This is a genomic window from Colwellia sp. MB3u-8 (assembly GCF_014076985.1).
In the GTDB taxonomy this organism is placed as follows: domain Bacteria; phylum Pseudomonadota; class Gammaproteobacteria; order Enterobacterales; family Alteromonadaceae; genus Cognaticolwellia.
In genome coordinates this window covers 116,564-132,142 of record NZ_JACGVA010000073.1, presented here as the reverse complement: position 1 = coordinate 132,142, position 15,579 = coordinate 116,564, and the positions used below count along the sequence as shown (strand labels likewise).

Below are 15,579 nucleotides of genomic sequence, written 5' to 3'. Positions count from 1 at the left end.
CGAAACGCGGTAAAAAGTTCGAAAGTATGCAAATTAGTACGGTATATTTTTAATCAATATCGGGGCGTTCAAAAGATTGCACATGTTGTCCAAAACCCATCTTTGCAATAACACTTTGCATGGCAATATTGTCTTCACTGGTATCAATATATATAGCATCGGGAGCGAATTTTTTTCTTAAAGAAGCGATACATTCTCTCAAGCCTAACGTAGCTAAGCCTTTACCGCGGAACTGCGTATAAGTAAATACCGGACCAATAACATGTTCTGATGCTGCTATGGGATAATGTTTACATATCCCAAAAGTGACTAGGCCATCACTTGCTATTTTATTTTCATACACCACGAAATAATAGGCGTTTCTACCCATTGCTATTTTAATGATGAGTTTTAGCAAGTTGCTTGACATACCATAACGTTTCACTAGCAGTGGCAAATGCTTACACAAGTTGAATAAACTTGCTATAAAAACGAAGTCAGCCTTACTTTCCTTTGATTGATGTGTTGAAGGTGGTACGTCTATTGATGAGTCGAGTTTATAGATAAGCTGCAGCATTTAATTAAGGCTCCATTTTATGTGGTAAGGCATAAAGTTGAATTTCTTTTTAAAGCGTTTCAAGGTTGGTGATGCACCAATATAACCACCGTAAATAAAGGCTTTTATCTGCGGGTGATTTTCAATGGTGTGGTTGGCAATCGACGTGATAAGTAACGGCACAACACCATTTTTTTGATGTTCGGCATGGCCATAAAAATGAGACATTTCTATTACTTCACCCGCTAAAAAACACCCAGCATAGGCCACTAATTTATTTTCGGGATCAAACACACCGAAGTAGGGATAACCGTGGTATACCGTATTACTTTTGGGGTCAGCGTTTTCTTTGGGTCTATTGTTTATAAAGGAATCAGCTACATCGCCTTGTCGGGTTCTGGTAGACCGTCTAATATCCCATATGTCATCAAGGTGCTCATTGTAGTTAATCGTTTTAAATGTATAGCCATTCTTTAGGGCTTTTTTAACATTTCGATGGCCGGAACTTTCAATGCTTTTTATATACACGGCATAACTATCAGGTAATACGCATACACCCACTGCGCGGGTCATTTGCCTAAATAGGGGGATTTTTCTGCGTCTTTTAGTCACTAATTTGTAAAAATTAACGGTGATTTTTTTATAAAAAGGATCGTTGCCCTGTGTTTTTTCAAGCATCAGAGACAGCGATAATTTTGGAGACTGAAAGAGTAGTTTATAAATTTCTGCTATTTTATTTATTTTACCTTGCCATTCCATTTAGGACTCTTTCCTTACTTGAATAGTTATATTGCCTTTAGAATACCTTTGAGGTAGGGGTAAATCAATTAAAACCGAGTTTTTTAAAGACTTTATTTAAGAAAATCTTCCCTTTATTTAGGTCTATTTTGATATTTGCCATAGGGACTTGCTCCCCCCCAAATCTTGCTTTGTAACTATCGTTATTGCTACCCATCATAAAATCATAATACTGTTGTTCGCAATGGTCGATACTCCAAAGGTGTAATGACATACCCAGTGAAATTTTGGCATAGTTTGTTTCATCCCAACCACATTGATAAAAATATAAAGTCTTGGTATCAAGCAAGTAGTAGTTTATCGCTACCGGATGACCATCAACTACAATAGCACTCATTCTAATGTTTTCATGTTTGGGGTTGTTTCTCATTTTATGATGGAATTCAGAAAAGTCAGGGTGAACAAAAGCACCTTTTTGGCCTTTTTTTTGCCAACGTATTTGATGATATTTTTTTAGTAACTTTAGATAGGCTTCGTAATCCTGCGGAGCTACCCAACTAAAATTTGCGTTAATTTTCGCTAATTGATTGCATGAGCGATTGTACCTCGCACGGGTGTTTTTGCTTAGGCTTTCAAGTGACCATGTTGAACGTTCAACAAGGTAGCGAGAATGACTTGGCTGAAAAGCATAATTAACCGTTTGTTGTAATAGTGTTATCAAGTGGCTGTTATATAAAATAGCCCGGAAACACAGTTGGTCTACATCCAGTCGCTTGATTTTTTTTGCCAGCGCAGGTAATACAATATCTTCATAGTGTGGGTGTAATAATAGGTCGAAATATTCGGAAAACACTTCTGAGGATTCAGGTTCTCCAGTCCCTAATGGAAATATTGATTTTGTAGTAAAGCCATGTTTTTGTAACTGACGATAGAGTGGAAAAATGGCAATGAGCTTTTTTTCATGCCATCCGGTGATAACCTGCAATTGCCAATGACTTTGCCAATAGGTTTCAATCCAAATGCTATTCCACAATGGGGAAGTAAATAAATTACCTTTTTCACAGCGGGTGTTTAAGGCACACCAATCATCTTTAATTGCGCTTAGTTCATCTAAACTAGTGATATCACGCCACGTTATATCTGTTGCATTTAGACTGTCTTTCATAAAAAATATTTATTAACCTTGGCGGCCCATGTGGTTGTGACTAATCCTAACATTTTTTGATCCTATATTATTTTTAGTAAGAGCACTCAAAATTAAAGCTCTTCTACTTGTGTGTATCCATGCGCTTATGAGCTAGCCTAATTACCGACATTTATGTTGGGATCAATCAAGTGGGTATAAATTACTTCATACTTTTCCATGGTTTGTTTTATAGAGTAGTTTTTTTCAAGTAGTGTGCGGCCATTCCTTCCAAATTTTGCGCGTAAATTTGGATCGACTATTAAACGTTCGAGGGCGTCTGATAATTCTTTTTGTTGCTTGTTAGTAACTAAAAAGCCAGTTTTGCCGTCAATGACAATTTGAGGGATTCCGCCAACATTTGTCGCCACTACGGGCAGTTTGGCGGCCATGGCTTCTAAAATAGTCATTGGAATGCCTTCTGATGATGAGGTTAATACAAAAATATCTAATATATTTAGAATGTCTGGAATGTCTTGTCGTTCACCTAACAGGGTGATTTGTGCACTAGCGTCTAAATTCTCTATTAATGCCTCGATATCACCTTTTAGCGGACCGTCACCTATGATGAGCAAATGAATGTTAGGGTAATTACGCGATAGCGCTTTTATTGATTTAACTAAAATGGCGTGGTCTTTGGGCTTTGACAATCTCGCCACAATGCCTAAACAAACGTAGTCGTCTTGCAAACCCAAAGAATGTTTAGTTATTTTTTCATCGTTCAGTATTTTTTTAGACCTTAAAGGTGCGCCGTTCGCTATATATTCAGCGGTATAACGACCGTCATATATCCAGCCATTCATTAGTTTGGTAATATCTGCGGAAACCCCTATCGTTTTACTGCTTTTTAGGGTAATTCTATTAATTTTTGCGGCGAGCCCTGTCTTGGGAATGTGTTGGCCATGTTTTGTTAGAACGACCTTCATGTTCCCTAATAGTTTGGCACAAATACTGCCATAAAAATGAGCTTGTAAGTTGTGGCAATGCACTATTTGGGGTTGTTGTTTTTTTAACTCGTTATAGACGTTAACTATTCCACTAAATATGCCGCCAGAAAGATGCAATACCTTAACATCAATGTCGTGACTTATTTGCTCACCCAGTAGACCTAATGTATTTAAACAGACGATGGAGGTTATCGTTTTATCTCTGGCGGTAACCAAATCACACACTAAACGCTCCATTCCTCCAACCGCTAAGGAGGGGATTAAATGTAATACCTTTAAGTCACTCATCTGTTTTTTTAGCCTTTACTTGGCATCATAAGATCGAATGAATTATCTTTAGATTCATTCCAACAATGAATGCGTCCCCATATACCTGTCAAATATAGTAGTTAAATATTAACTTCTTAGCAAATACAGGGCAAGATCATAAATTCAAGACGTTGTTAGTTTTCCACTTCAATAGTCCATTACATCCAATGCTGCTGCTAACAAGGTACGGTAAAAGCGTGAGTGTTTTTTATGAACACTTAGCTTAAACAATGAACTCCAAAATTTAGCAGCAAATTTAATCGTTAGCTCTTTGTAGACCTTTGACCATAAACTGTCCTTAATTGCCTCATTAAATAGCTATCACGGACCTGAGTATCTCAGCAATACGCTAGCGGACTTGGCCAGGTAAAATGGCATTGAATTGCTCTTCATTCAACCCGGTAATCCTCAACAGAATGCCTATATTGAACATTTTAATCGTACCGTTCGCTATGATTGGTTGGGATATTACCTATTTGAAAGTATTCAAGAAGTCCTGCAACGAGCCACAAAATGATTATGGCCATATAACCACGAACGACCCAATATGGGACTAGGCGGCATTACACCAAAATAGAAATTGGCGTTAGCTGTATAAAGGTCTATTTTTAACTTCGGGGGGATTACCGATACCCAACAATGGATATCGAATTTTTACCAAAGCCAGGCAACACATAATGAATTATATTATTGACTATGATAGCTAAGTATAACGCTGGTTTAAGCCCAAAAGAGTCAGAAAGAGACGACTAACTTTATTATAAAACTGTAGCCAATATTACTTGGCCACTTCAAGGAGAATATGCAGTATGTGCGGAATAGTTGGAATATTTCAATATGGGAATAGGAAGGTCCCGATTGACCCTAAGGTATTGATTGCGATGCGTGATAGCTTATCTCACCGCGGACCGGATGATGCAGGGATATGGATTGATGACGAGCATGGTATCGGCTTAGCACATCGCCGGCTGAGCATCATCGACTTATCCAGTGCCGCCAGACAACCTTTGTCGGATGCCAATAAACAGATGTACGTGACTTTTAACGGCGAGATTTATAACTATCGTGAAATACGTGAAGCCCTTTTAAAAGACGGACTAGAATTCCTGACTCAATCAGACACTGAGGTCATACCGAATATTTACCTGAAAAAAGGCCTGGATGGGATAGCGGATCTGAATGGCATGTTTGCATTTGCCCTATGGGACTCGCTAAAACAGCAATTAGTACTTGTACGGGATCGGCTTGGAATCAAACCAGTATATTACACCAAACAAAACGGTAAGTTCATTTTCGCCTCTGAGATAAAAGCCTTATTACAGCATCCCGAGATCGTTCCCAAGCCAGACTTGACATCGATGATGCACTATTTAACTTTTAAAACAACACCACACCCACACACCATGTTTGCGAATATTAAAAAGCTGGAGCCGGGTAATTATCTAATATGTGACAAAAATGGCAATATTACTGTCAAGCCTTATTGGAACGCAACTTCACCCAACCGCTCACTTAATGATGACATTACTGAATCAGAGGCGGTCGCGGAAGTTACTTCTTTGTTGACACAAGCGGTAAAAGACCGCTTAGTTGCCGATGTACCTGTGGGGGCTTTTTTAAGTGGGGGACTGGACTCGAGCGCAATTGTTAGCTTGATGAGCAGTCAATTGTCCCACCCTGTAAAAACCTATGCAATTGGCATCAAGGATGTCGAAGGCCAGAATGAATTAGAGCATGCAGCATTTGTCGCCAACTACTGCGGTACAGATCACCAAGAGATTATGGTGGGGTGGGAGGATGTTAAGAATTATATGCCTCAACTCGTCTACGGACAAGATGAACCCTTGGCTGATCCGGTTTCGGTGCCGATATATTATCTATCAAAGTACGTAAAAAACGACAATGTGCCGGTTGTCATGGTAGGCGAGGGTAGCGACGAATTATTCTTTGGCTATGATTCTCGACTAGATTTTTTTGAAAGTTTTAGAAAAAACTGGCAGCCCCTCCTTAATTTTCCCGTTCCAATTTTGCGGTCTCTCCAACACCTGGCCTACAGCGGTCAGTTCTTGTCTAGCTCCTTTAAGCGATATGGTGAAATTTTTGAGCGAGCGGCCAATCGAGATGCCTTGTTCTGGGGCTCGACCGCTTTTAAAGAAAGCGAACGAAATGACATATTGCTCGACTCGCTAAAACAGAATTCCAATATTTCCCAAAAACTATTAAATAATACAGTCATGCCCTTAAAGCACTTGCTACCCAACGCTGACATTGGTACACAGGTTACCTACACGGATCTCAAAATCCGGCTTGCCGAACTGCTGCTAATGCGCACTGACAAGATCACCATGTCTGTTGGTTTGGAGGCCAGGGTACCCTTTATGGATTACAGACTTGTAGAATTCATGCTTTCACTTCCACTATCGGTAAAGTTGTCCAAGGGTAATCCCAAGCATCTGTTGAAAAAGGCCATGTCGGGCATAGTGCCTGATCAGATCATTAATCGTAAGAAAATGGCTTTCTCCGCGCCGGTCAGTCAATGGCTGAATCAGGGCATGATGCCATACGCCAAGCAATTGATCTTCGAATCGAAAATATGGGAGTTGAATCTATTTAACGAAAAAGCTATACGAGAATTGGTGCAAAGTCATGAAAACCGGACCTGCGATAACGGGGTGAAAATCTGGACATTTATGAACCTGGCCATGTGGTATGATCACTGGATGTAGTACGTAGAAATGTGTCTAAGCGAAATATTTCCAATATCACCCAAAGCAATTTCATACCTGTCTTACAAAGTCGGTGGCCGGCCATAACCGGCATGAGATAGCAGATACCATGCATCACTATAGCTCTCAAGCCTATATCTAAATTACTTGAGGGCTAAATTCTGTTTGATTTTCACCTGCTAATGGCTTGGGTATATATGTCTTAACTAACTGGCTATTTTTTTGGAGAGAATCACAGTTAAATTAATGCACTGAAACCAACTGACAGTATCGACCACCTGCTGCCAAATCACACACCAAACGCTCCATTGTACCAAGGGCAAGGTAGGGAATTAAATTTAATACGCTTAAATCACTCATGTGTGCTTTTTAGTCATTGTTGGCCATCATCAGTTCGAACAGGGTGTCTTTAGATTCATTCCAACAGTGAATTCGCCCCCACAATTCAATGTTTAATAATGTCCACCTTGATGGATCGTCTTTCGGCAGCTCGTTATAGACGGCTGCAACATTGACACATAAGAGTTCCTGTAAATACCCCCCTTTTAATAGGCATGATGACGATGCAAGCCAAAGGTTAGTTAAGGTTGGAAATGCATACTTTTTACGAAAGGCGACGTCTTCTCCTATATAAGCACTAGTAAACTTTCGCCATAACCATTTTTTATGGCCCTTATTTACTTTGTATTTGTAGGGTAAATGTAGGCCCAAATTGATCAACGCAGCATGAGCAAAAGGGTAGTGTGTGATCCCTCCTTCAAATTCATCGTTTTCAAAAAAAATGTGGTTAAGACCGGATGGAACTTCTTTGAGTTGAATCCAGCTAAATATGTCGGCGAACCGCTCTGTTGAATTGCTGCCAGGTGGAAATTTCATGACTTCAGTCAATAGTTCTGCTCTTTCCAAGTCACCCATGGCAATTCGTGCTAGGTCTTCTGTCGGGGATACCTGTGACATATCCATGACCCATGCGGCATCAGAAATGAGGCCACGGTCCAATTGCATGCGTATTCTTTTTGGTAAAGTAGATAGCATTCGTATTATTCGGACCATTGGGCTTAAACGGCTAAACGGTGATAAGCCACCAAATACTGTATCTGCGCCCTCTCCGGTAATAAACACCTTGTCACCAGCGGCTAAAGCCAACTTTCTCGCATAAAAACCACCTACTGCGTTTGGCCCTGTCATAGGTTGAGGGCTTTGAATCATGGTATCTAATAGATTTTCCAGAAAAACTGTTTTGTTTAAATTCGCGTATTCACAGGGAATATTAAGTTGTTGAGATAATGGTTTCATCCATTTATCTTCACTTACCGGTGCTTCAGGTTGGTTGATGCACCAATAAGTCACTTTTTGTCCGCGTTGTGCTAGATAAGCGCCAAGAAAAGACGAATCTACCCCACCACCGCAGGGTACAGAAACATGAGGTTCATTCTCTAGAGGTTCTAAGGCGGCATCCATTGCAATTTTTATTTCTTTTAATACGTCAGCTTCTGTTAACGACTTAAACTTTTTTTGTGTTTCGACACTGTACTGAGAAGACTCAGTGAGTAACCACTGATGCTGAACAATTTTCCCTTGGGAAAAGGTACTAACACTGCCTGGCGATATGGTGTTTAGGTTTTGCCATAGCGTTCTTTTCCCTGTTCTATGGGCATACACCAACATTTCATTAATTTTATCGGTATTTATTCCTGAAAAAGTTGTATTTTGTCTGACTGTTTCCATGTTTGATGAAAATACCAAAATGTTCTTAGTAAAATTGTAGTAAATCGGCATGAAACCCGCAGCATCTCTGAAAACGCTCACGCGTGCTAGTCTAGGTTGTATTACAAACGCGACAGCACTAGGCAGTAAAAGATCGGTGATCTCTTTATGGAAATTGCGGAATAATATTTCGTCACTGATTTCATCTTTTTGCAGAAGATTTTCATGCGAAATTAACTCTGTGAGTCTAGCTGATTTTTCTTTTGATAAACCTATGGTAAGAATGAATAGATCATCACTAACTTCTTTAACTGAAAATGGGCTTAAGGACTCGATAAAGAACATGTCACTATGATATGTTTTTGGCCCTATTGCAGTTTTCACATCCTTAAAAGGTTCACATTTTATCCAGCCAGCGAATCCCGTTTTTATCTGTGGCGAAAGTCCTTTAAAATTCATTTTATTTCCTTTAACTAGCTATACCTATGAGGTATATAAATTAAATATTAACGTCATAACAAAGAAGAGAACTAGAGTAAATCTAAGTATTTTTCCTTTGAATTATGCTGTGACTTTTATTCAAATTTGAGGTTGTGGACATCCTTCGGGCCAACGAACGATGTAAATTCATCATCACTGGTAATATTTGAAGGATTTACATACATTCTACCGGCTAAAGATTCATACTCAGGGAGCGGTGATGATAAGCCAGTTATGTTGAACCTAAACAGAATGGATTCATCATCTTTGGCACACAACCAGTGAATGTTATCTCTATTATCATGGTTAGTTGTATAACCACCGGCGCTTAGATTTTGATCAATTGTCTTTTTACAAATTACCCCATCATCTAAATATTTAGACACATGATAATGTTTTATCCCTACCATTCCTTTAAGCACCAAGAAACCAGATACTACACCTCGATGAGCATGAGGTGGTATGCAGGCTCCTTTTTTAAGAATGAGTAAATCTAACCGAATTTTGCAATGCCGCAATAAAAAGAGCCTTTTATTCCAGAATTTGAAGGTATTGAGGTACCAAGGGCAGGGGCTTTTATAATTTAACACATCAACTTTATAACCAGAGTTAATGAGTTGTGGATATAATTCATTAAATTTTATTTGCTTTAAGAGCTTATTGATATCGGTATTATGATAAAAATGATCTAGCTCGTTAGCCAATATAGTCATGGCTATTTCATTATTGTGTAAAGCGATAGCTTTACACAATAATATGTCTAAGGGGTCTTTACTCTTAACTAAATAGAAATTGAGCAGTTTCACTAAATAATTTTTTATTTTAAACTTTACGTTAACAGGCATAATTTACACCTTGTTATGTTGAAAGAAATTTCGTGACTTTTCATAAGGATCTTTCAGTGGGTCCCAAACGGGCTTTACCATGGTTTTAATTTTTGCAAAGACACGGGTAGCATTGTTAGCGACTGAAATAGGTAGATGTAGCCAGCGACAATAGAGAAAAATACGACGCCTGAACACCCAATGGTACATGGCTTGTTCGGCATAAAAATTATACCCCCAGCGTTGTTCAAATAAACGTGATGACTTGGAGGTAAGTTTATATCCCCAGCGGAAAAAGAAATACTCCATATCGCACAAATGCATACGAGTACCTAAGTTATCAAATACAATAATTGATTTGGGTTGTGTGATGATTTTTCTGCCCATTTTGTGCACTTGAATAGCAATGTCGATATGTTCTCGAATGACCATTTGCGGTAACTCAATGGTTTTTAATATCTGGGTATCAAATAAAACGCCGTGTAGTTCAAACATTTCAGAGGGAACAACGTCGGAGGGAATATCTTCGGGGAGGGCTCGACGTAGATGTTTTTCTTCCAATAAGTAATCTGTGCCTGCTATCTCGACCATGCGAATTTCATTGGTGTATAAATGGCTTCGTAGCGCAGCGCCTTTATCCACCCCTTCTTTTTCTAGGGTCAGCGGGTTTACTATCGCGGCATGTTCGGTTTCGGCAGCGATAATTAAGGGCATTAACCAGCCTTCAGTCACGTTTGAGTCGTTATCTAAAAACATGGTGTAGGGCGTGGTAATACAATCACGTACTTTGCGCATCGCTTCCATGGGGATAATACGGCCATAGTCATAAATTTCTGCATTGCTTTTACTGGCGAGTAACTGTTTTAGCTGTTTTTTTATCGCCTTGGGATAACCAAGATCAAGCACTTTTAAGTCAAATGGCTCAGGTGTTAATGCATATAAGCTTTCAATACATTCAATGACCAAGGTGTATCTGTCTCTTGGTGTTATGACTATGGTTACTTTTTTTTCTTCCATGGGAGTACCTAGTGTTTGAGTAAGCATCAGCTTGTTAAATGGGCGCTACTGTTTGAGTGAATATAGTTAAGTAATGATTAATCATAGTGCTAATTGAAAATTTTTCTTGTATGCGTAAATAGGCTTGTTCACCTAGTGTTACTCTGAGCTCTGGTGAACAAATCAAGCGTTGCAACGCTTGGGCCAACTCTTTGGGTGACTCGGGCGCAACTAAATAACCGGTTTCTTCGTGTAAAATAATTTCTTTTATACCACCAACCCTAGTAGCGACGACAGGTTTGGCTTGTGCACCCGCTTCAATAAAAACTAGCCCAAACGCTTCTTCAATCGACGGCTGTACAAAAATATCGCAGGCGATTAGCCATTGAAAAACATTACTGATTTGTCCCAGCAAGGTCACGTTATTTTCAAGTTTTAGCTGACGTATTTGATCCTCAAGTTTTTGTTTTTCGGCTGAACTGCCATCACCGGCAATATATAAATGAATGTTAGTAGGTAATGCTTCATTTTTTAGTGAAAATAGTGCGGTGATAGTATCTTGATGCCCCTTGATGTGACCTAAATGACCGACGCTCAACAAGGTTATTTGGTTGTTAGGAATAGTTAATTCGTGTCTAGTGAGTGTAATTAATTCTGCTGAGGGTGATACTTTAATGGCGGTTCCACCGTGTACAACATGGCATTTTTTTAGGGGCAAATTAAGGTTTTCAGTTAACAGCGACAGACGGTCATGAGAAACCGTGACGTATTTGTGGACAAAAAAACCAATAAGTCGATTGACTAAACTGGGTTGATAGCGGGCTAAATCGGAACGATGAAAAGTACCTACCACCTTAGTGTTACAGGTAAAACTAGCGATACCTGCATATAGCTGACTTAGTTCACAATGAGCATGTACTAGGTTGATTTTATGTGTTTTTATGAGGGTACGGATTTTTAAAATGAGGTGAAAATTAAAGCCTTGCTTACGCTCTATTATGTGCAAATCGCCAATATCAACCCAGTCAACAGGTTGTGATAAGCATAAAGGTAAAACCGTTATTTTTCGTGCCCTAAGACCTGATACTGTGTCAGTAAAACGGGTGGTTCTGCCGCCTTTTTCTAAGCTTTGTACTACTTCTAATACTCTTAATGTCGTGAGCGATGGCATGCTACTTCCTTGACTTTGTTCATAATGTTAGACAATCGGCGTATCAAAAAAATTGAAACTCAATTATCATCTGTGTTCGTAGTCCAAATATAGCTTAATTGCAATTAGAAGCTAACTTAGTTGCAGTTTATGGTTAACTTAATTGCAGCTATAAATTAACTTTAAAGGAAAGTCTTAGTGATAAAGTAGCTCATATAGTTAGTAGCTTAAATATTGGTGGTGCAGAACGTTTTGTTATTGACTTGTGTCAAATGCAAAAAAATTAGGAGATAAACCTACGGTTATTTTTTTTGGGCAACTAATTAGTTGCTGAATGCGAGTATATTAATATTCCAGTTATTACTTATAATGGTGGCTCAATATGGAAATTAATACGGGTATTTGAAGCATTACGTAAATTTGATGTCATTCATTTTCATTCACAACATGCGTTAAAATTTTTAAATATTATTTTACCGTTATGGAATAAAAAAATTATTTATACTCATTATGGTGCCGCGCGATTAACCTCGTCAAAATAGATGAAATTACACCGCGAAGCTAGCGGTTATGTGGACGCTATTATCTTTGTTTCACAAGAAGGGGCCGATAACTTTCATCAACTACGATTGGGCTCTGTCGTGCGAATGATACCTTTAAAAAATCAATTGGCATTATTAAAACAGTGCAATTGTGAAGAAAAAAATTAGAAGAAAATATTGAGTTGCACTTTTTTGGTCATGGAGAATGTTGAGCTGAGTTGCAATCTTTTAAAGATAATTACTTAGCTGAGGTAGAGGTAAGTTTTCATGGTATGGTGAGCGACCGAGAGCAGATATATTCAAATTTTGATGTGTTAGTGGTTACCTCTGAAACTGAAGGCTTGTCTATGGTGATTATGAAGCTATGGTTAATCATATTCCTGTTATTGCTACTAATATTAGCGGTAATCCTAAACTGGTTGTTGATAACCAAACGGGTTGGTTATTTGAGTTTGCTGATGATAAAAAACTTGCGAGCAGACTTTTGCATATTATGGATAATAAACCGCTAATAACTGACTTTGGTGATTCGGCTTTTAACTATATTAGTGAGAATTTTTCTATTAAAACAGCGGCGAAAAAATATGCTCAGCTTTATCAGCGCTAACAAGTAAGGTTAATAATACAGTGGAAAGTAAACTCAGTGCTTGGGCTAACTATAAACGTTTCGTCTCTTACCTATTTTCTTGGTATTTTATTGGTTGCTGTTGTGCTTGTATTCTGGTGACATTACTACCTTGGTGGCCTTCTTTTGAGCTGTTAGTTATACCGAAATACTTGTTGTTATTTGGACCCCGTTGGTGGTTAATTGTACTTGTTATGGTCATTCCGTTTGGTTGGAAGTGTCTTTCAAAACGACAGTTAGCTATTGTGCCTTTTTTGTTAGTTTTATCTTTAAATTATCTTGATTTTCAATTACCTCAGTTTTGGACTAGTCTTGGGTTAAATGACAATGAGCGCACTGAATTAAAAGTATTTACCGCTAATATTGGGGGCGGAGGGCTTAATGCAGAACTTAAAATACATATTGAACACGCTGTTCCAGACATTTTATTGTTGCAAGAAGCGAGGAAAATAAATATTTCCAAACTCTTTGATATAGATTATTTCACAGAATGTCACTCTGGGTTATGCATTGCCAGTAAGTACCCCTTTGAGCAGGAAAATTCGCTAAACCGAAAGCTCGTAGGAGGTTGGGGCAAGTTTGCCATTTTTTATCGTATCAACACCCCTAATGGCGACGTTTTGTTGGCAAACATTCATTTTGAAACACCGCGTTCAGTATTGATGGGCGCTATATATGGCTATCCTAATTTTGATTACGCAAAAGAAGTAGATAGCAATAGGCAGTTTGAAGCCAGCTTAGTGGGTTTATGGGCCAGTAATAAAACGCACACCTTAATTACAGGCGATTTTAATATGCCCGCGGACGAAAATATATATCGACAAAATTTTTCTGCTTTAAATAATGCTATTGATGTTAGAGGAATGGGCGTAAATTATACTAAATTCACCTCATGGCATGGTGTCAGGATAGATCATATTTTATATTCGGATGACTTTGAATTGCTGGCAGTAAAGGTTATCAATACTACATCAGGCGATCATAAGCCCGTAATGGCAACGTTTAGCATGATAAATAAATATGATTAACTATGGGTCGATCAGGCAATTCCAGAAAGTATGCAAATAAAAAAATGGCACAATGACTATTCTCTCTTTGACCTGATTGTTTGATGCGTTTATTTGAAAAGGTATTTATGCAAAACTTCTTGAAAAAAATTGTATATACGCTGTTTTTCGCTTCCTGCTGTAGCAACGCCATTTCGCCGGTATTTGCGCTAGAGCCAACTATTACAATTAGCTCTCCAACGCTTATCTTACCCGTCCCCAATCATACTATTGCTAATAGTTCGATTATTCATCTTACCCTTAACAATATTGACCTTAATGCTGACGTTTCAATTTTAAATAACTAGCCTTCATCATCCGAAGACAAATATGTCCGTCTACTTAGATTAGAAATTGACCATAACCTGCCATTATCTGGGCATTTAAATTTGTTCTGGAGCAATACTAAAAAAGTGTTGAAAGCACTAAGGCCCCCAAAACTAATATGATTCACCTTTTGACGGTTAATCACGATAGCCGTATGGCAGTCAATGGTGATATTAATGATGAGTTTAGTCTTGTATATCCGTCGTTGAATTGGTTGGCTCGAAGTGTGTTGTTACACCCAAAGCAAGAACACACAAATAGCAGTTGGTATATTGAGCCACAAAAAAAATATGCCCATTATTTGACCAATCAAGCTTTGCTAACCAAAAAAGGTTACCCCGCTCGCAAAGTAAGTCAATGGCTGTATGACCGCCCTCAAGCTATTTATCAACTATATTTAATGTCAGGGGAAACAGAATGGTTAATAAAAGCTAACGAACTCGCTGACTTTTATATTAGCAATATTGATGAAAGTCGCTTGTTTGTGCTGAAAAAACTTTGACCCTAAATACTTAATGCCAAAAGGGTTACTGTATCGTTATTTACTCACTGGTGACGTTGAAGCCAAAAGAACGCTCAAGCACATTTATTGACGTTCGCTAGATTGGGATGAAAGCTATAGTTTACGGCGTGGTTTTTGGACTGAGCGTAATCAAGCTGCGGCGTTAAATGTGGCGGTTTCTTAATGGGAGCTTACTAATGATGACACGGCGCTAGGGCGTATCAATGACATTATTGATGCAACGGTGGCAATGACGTTTAACCCGAGCAATGATTGGCCATTAATAGGTTGTCCTCAGCATAGCTTTAAATCACATGAAGGCTGGGGGATGACACGCCAGCTTATTCGCCTTGGATGATGGCTTTACTCGGTGATGCGTTATGGCGCTTTTATCAACTAACGGGTGATGTGCGAGCCGCGTCTTTAATTGATGCCTTTGGCGACTTTATTTTGAATTATGGCATTCACTATGGTGATGCTAGGGTAAAGAATATTGTTATTGCTAAATACATAGTATCTATAGAAAACCCTAAACAGGAAGAGTTGAATCAATGGACAGATCCGCAGCATGCTTGTGATGTTGCCGCTTTATTGGGTAAGTCAGCCTATATTAAGCAAAAAACCAATCAAGATAACTTTTTGGTGAAAATGTTATTTAATGCTTTATTAGAGCAATGTGCGGGAAGTTATACTAGATTAAAAAAAGCACAGAATAGCAAACGTGAGAAAGAATACTGGGTACTTAAACCACCGCGACGTTTTGGTTGGATGTATTCAACGACCAGTGATTTACCTTGGTTAAAGAGTTTGTTGCTCAATGATTATTGATAATGAAATAGTTATTGAAGGCCGATTTAAAAATGCTGGGCAAACTAAATGCTGGGCAAACTATATATACCGATAGAATAGATTAGCGTAAACACTGTATTTATCATTACCACC

13 protein-coding genes and 1 pseudogene are annotated in these 15,579 nt (G+C 38.6%); 6 read left to right on the top strand and 8 right to left on the bottom strand.

Annotated elements, in window-relative coordinates; genetic code table 11:
- Window positions 1–49: 49 nt before the first annotated feature.
- From H4J54_RS17460 to H4J54_RS17445, 4 genes are all read right to left on the bottom strand, one after another.
- The gene (locus H4J54_RS17460; RefSeq protein ID WP_182192259.1) at window positions 50–556 is read right to left on the bottom strand and encodes a GNAT family N-acetyltransferase; all 507 of its coding nucleotides are present in this window, start codon (window positions 554–556) and stop codon (window positions 50–52) included.
- Entirely contained in the window at window positions 557–1,294 is a 738-nt protein-coding gene (locus tag H4J54_RS17455; protein ID WP_182192258.1) for a hypothetical protein, read from the bottom strand.
- Between the two features lie 64 nt (window positions 1,295–1,358).
- Complete coding sequence (locus tag H4J54_RS17450) at window positions 1,359–2,438, bottom strand: GNAT family N-acetyltransferase (RefSeq protein WP_182192257.1); 1,080 nt, start codon at window positions 2,436–2,438, stop codon at window positions 1,359–1,361.
- 137 nt (window positions 2,439–2,575) lie between these two features.
- Window positions 2,576–3,691, bottom strand: a complete 1,116-nt coding sequence (locus tag H4J54_RS17445) for a glycosyltransferase (protein WP_182192256.1) — start codon at window positions 3,689–3,691, stop codon at window positions 2,576–2,578.
- 343 nt (window positions 3,692–4,034) lie between these two features.
- On the opposite strand from H4J54_RS17445, the pseudogene H4J54_RS19610 reads away from it, so the two are divergent.
- Together H4J54_RS19610 and asnB are read left to right on the top strand one after the other, a co-directional pair.
- Window positions 4,035–4,226 (top strand): annotated as a pseudogene (locus tag H4J54_RS19610) (integrase core domain-containing protein); the annotation flags it as partial.
- Between the two features lie 295 nt (window positions 4,227–4,521).
- Entirely contained in the window at window positions 4,522–6,438 is a 1,917-nt protein-coding gene (gene asnB / locus H4J54_RS17435; RefSeq protein ID WP_182192254.1) for an asparagine synthase (glutamine-hydrolyzing), read from the top strand.
- Window positions 6,439–6,807: 369 nt separating this feature from the next.
- Here asnB and H4J54_RS17430 read toward each other — a convergent pair whose 3' ends face one another.
- The 4 genes from H4J54_RS17430 to H4J54_RS17415 form a co-directional block, all read right to left on the bottom strand.
- Window positions 6,808–8,604, bottom strand: coding sequence for an asparagine synthase C-terminal domain-containing protein (locus H4J54_RS17430; RefSeq protein WP_182192253.1), 1,797 nt, complete (start codon window positions 8,602–8,604; stop codon window positions 6,808–6,810).
- A 116-nt stretch (window positions 8,605–8,720) separates the two neighbouring features.
- Window positions 8,721–9,470 carry a hypothetical protein gene (locus tag H4J54_RS17425; protein ID WP_182192252.1) on the bottom strand — a complete coding sequence of 250 codons (750 nt, stop codon included), beginning with the start codon at window positions 9,468–9,470 and terminating at the stop codon, window positions 8,721–8,723.
- A 3-nt stretch (window positions 9,471–9,473) separates the two neighbouring features.
- A complete protein-coding gene (locus H4J54_RS17420; protein ID WP_182192251.1) occupies window positions 9,474–10,466 on the bottom strand; it encodes a glycosyltransferase family 2 protein in 993 nt (330 codons plus the stop codon).
- Between the two features lie 34 nt (window positions 10,467–10,500).
- Entirely contained in the window at window positions 10,501–11,616 is a 1,116-nt protein-coding gene (locus tag H4J54_RS17415; RefSeq protein WP_182192250.1) for a glycosyltransferase family 4 protein, read from the bottom strand.
- An 885-nt stretch (window positions 11,617–12,501) separates the two neighbouring features.
- Between H4J54_RS17415 and H4J54_RS17410 the strand changes: the two genes are divergently transcribed.
- The 4 genes from H4J54_RS17410 (at window position 12,502) to H4J54_RS17395 (ending at window position 15,465) form a co-directional block, all read left to right on the top strand.
- A complete protein-coding gene (locus tag H4J54_RS17410; RefSeq protein WP_182192249.1) occupies window positions 12,502–12,744 on the top strand; it encodes a glycosyltransferase in 243 nt (80 codons plus the stop codon).
- Window positions 12,745–12,764: 20 nt separating this feature from the next.
- Window positions 12,765–13,790, top strand: a complete 1,026-nt coding sequence (locus H4J54_RS17405) for an endonuclease/exonuclease/phosphatase family protein (RefSeq protein ID WP_182192248.1) — start codon at window positions 12,765–12,767, stop codon at window positions 13,788–13,790.
- Between the two features lie 463 nt (window positions 13,791–14,253).
- Window positions 14,254–14,637, top strand: coding sequence for a hypothetical protein (locus H4J54_RS17400; protein WP_182192247.1), 384 nt, complete (start codon window positions 14,254–14,256; stop codon window positions 14,635–14,637).
- 354 nt (window positions 14,638–14,991) lie between these two features.
- Entirely contained in the window at window positions 14,992–15,465 is a 474-nt protein-coding gene (locus H4J54_RS17395; protein WP_182192246.1) for a hypothetical protein, read from the top strand.
- Window positions 15,466–15,579: the final 114 nt, after the last annotated feature.

Bases quoted from the DNA above. Each gene is read 5' to 3' on its own strand.
- H4J54_RS17460 (WP_182192259.1), bottom strand. From the start codon at position 556: ATGCTGCAGCTTATCTATAAACTCGACTCATCAATAGACGTACCACCT.
- H4J54_RS17430 (WP_182192253.1), bottom strand. From the start codon at position 8,604: ATGAATTTTAAAGGACTTTCGCCACAGATAAAAACGGGATTCGCTGGC.
- asnB (WP_182192254.1), top strand. From the start codon at position 4,522: ATGTGCGGAATAGTTGGAATATTTCAATATGGGAATAGGAAGGTCCCG.
- H4J54_RS17415 (WP_182192250.1), bottom strand. From the start codon at position 11,616: ATGCCATCGCTCACGACATTAAGAGTATTAGAAGTAGTACAAAGCTTA.
- H4J54_RS17400 (WP_182192247.1), top strand. From the start codon at position 14,254: ATGATTCACCTTTTGACGGTTAATCACGATAGCCGTATGGCAGTCAAT.
- H4J54_RS17445 (WP_182192256.1), bottom strand. From the start codon at position 3,691: ATGAGTGACTTAAAGGTATTACATTTAATCCCCTCCTTAGCGGTTGGA.
- H4J54_RS17425 (WP_182192252.1), bottom strand. From the start codon at position 9,470: ATGCCTGTTAACGTAAAGTTTAAAATAAAAAATTATTTAGTGAAACTG.
- H4J54_RS17450 (WP_182192257.1), bottom strand. From the start codon at position 2,438: ATGAAAGACAGTCTAAATGCAACAGATATAACGTGGCGTGATATCACT.
- H4J54_RS17420 (WP_182192251.1), bottom strand. From the start codon at position 10,466: ATGGAAGAAAAAAAAGTAACCATAGTCATAACACCAAGAGACAGATAC.
- H4J54_RS17410 (WP_182192249.1), top strand. From the start codon at position 12,502: ATGGTTAATCATATTCCTGTTATTGCTACTAATATTAGCGGTAATCCT.
- H4J54_RS17395 (WP_182192246.1), top strand. From the start codon at position 14,992: ATGATGGCTTTACTCGGTGATGCGTTATGGCGCTTTTATCAACTAACG.
- H4J54_RS17455 (WP_182192258.1), bottom strand. From the start codon at position 1,294: ATGGAATGGCAAGGTAAAATAAATAAAATAGCAGAAATTTATAAACTA.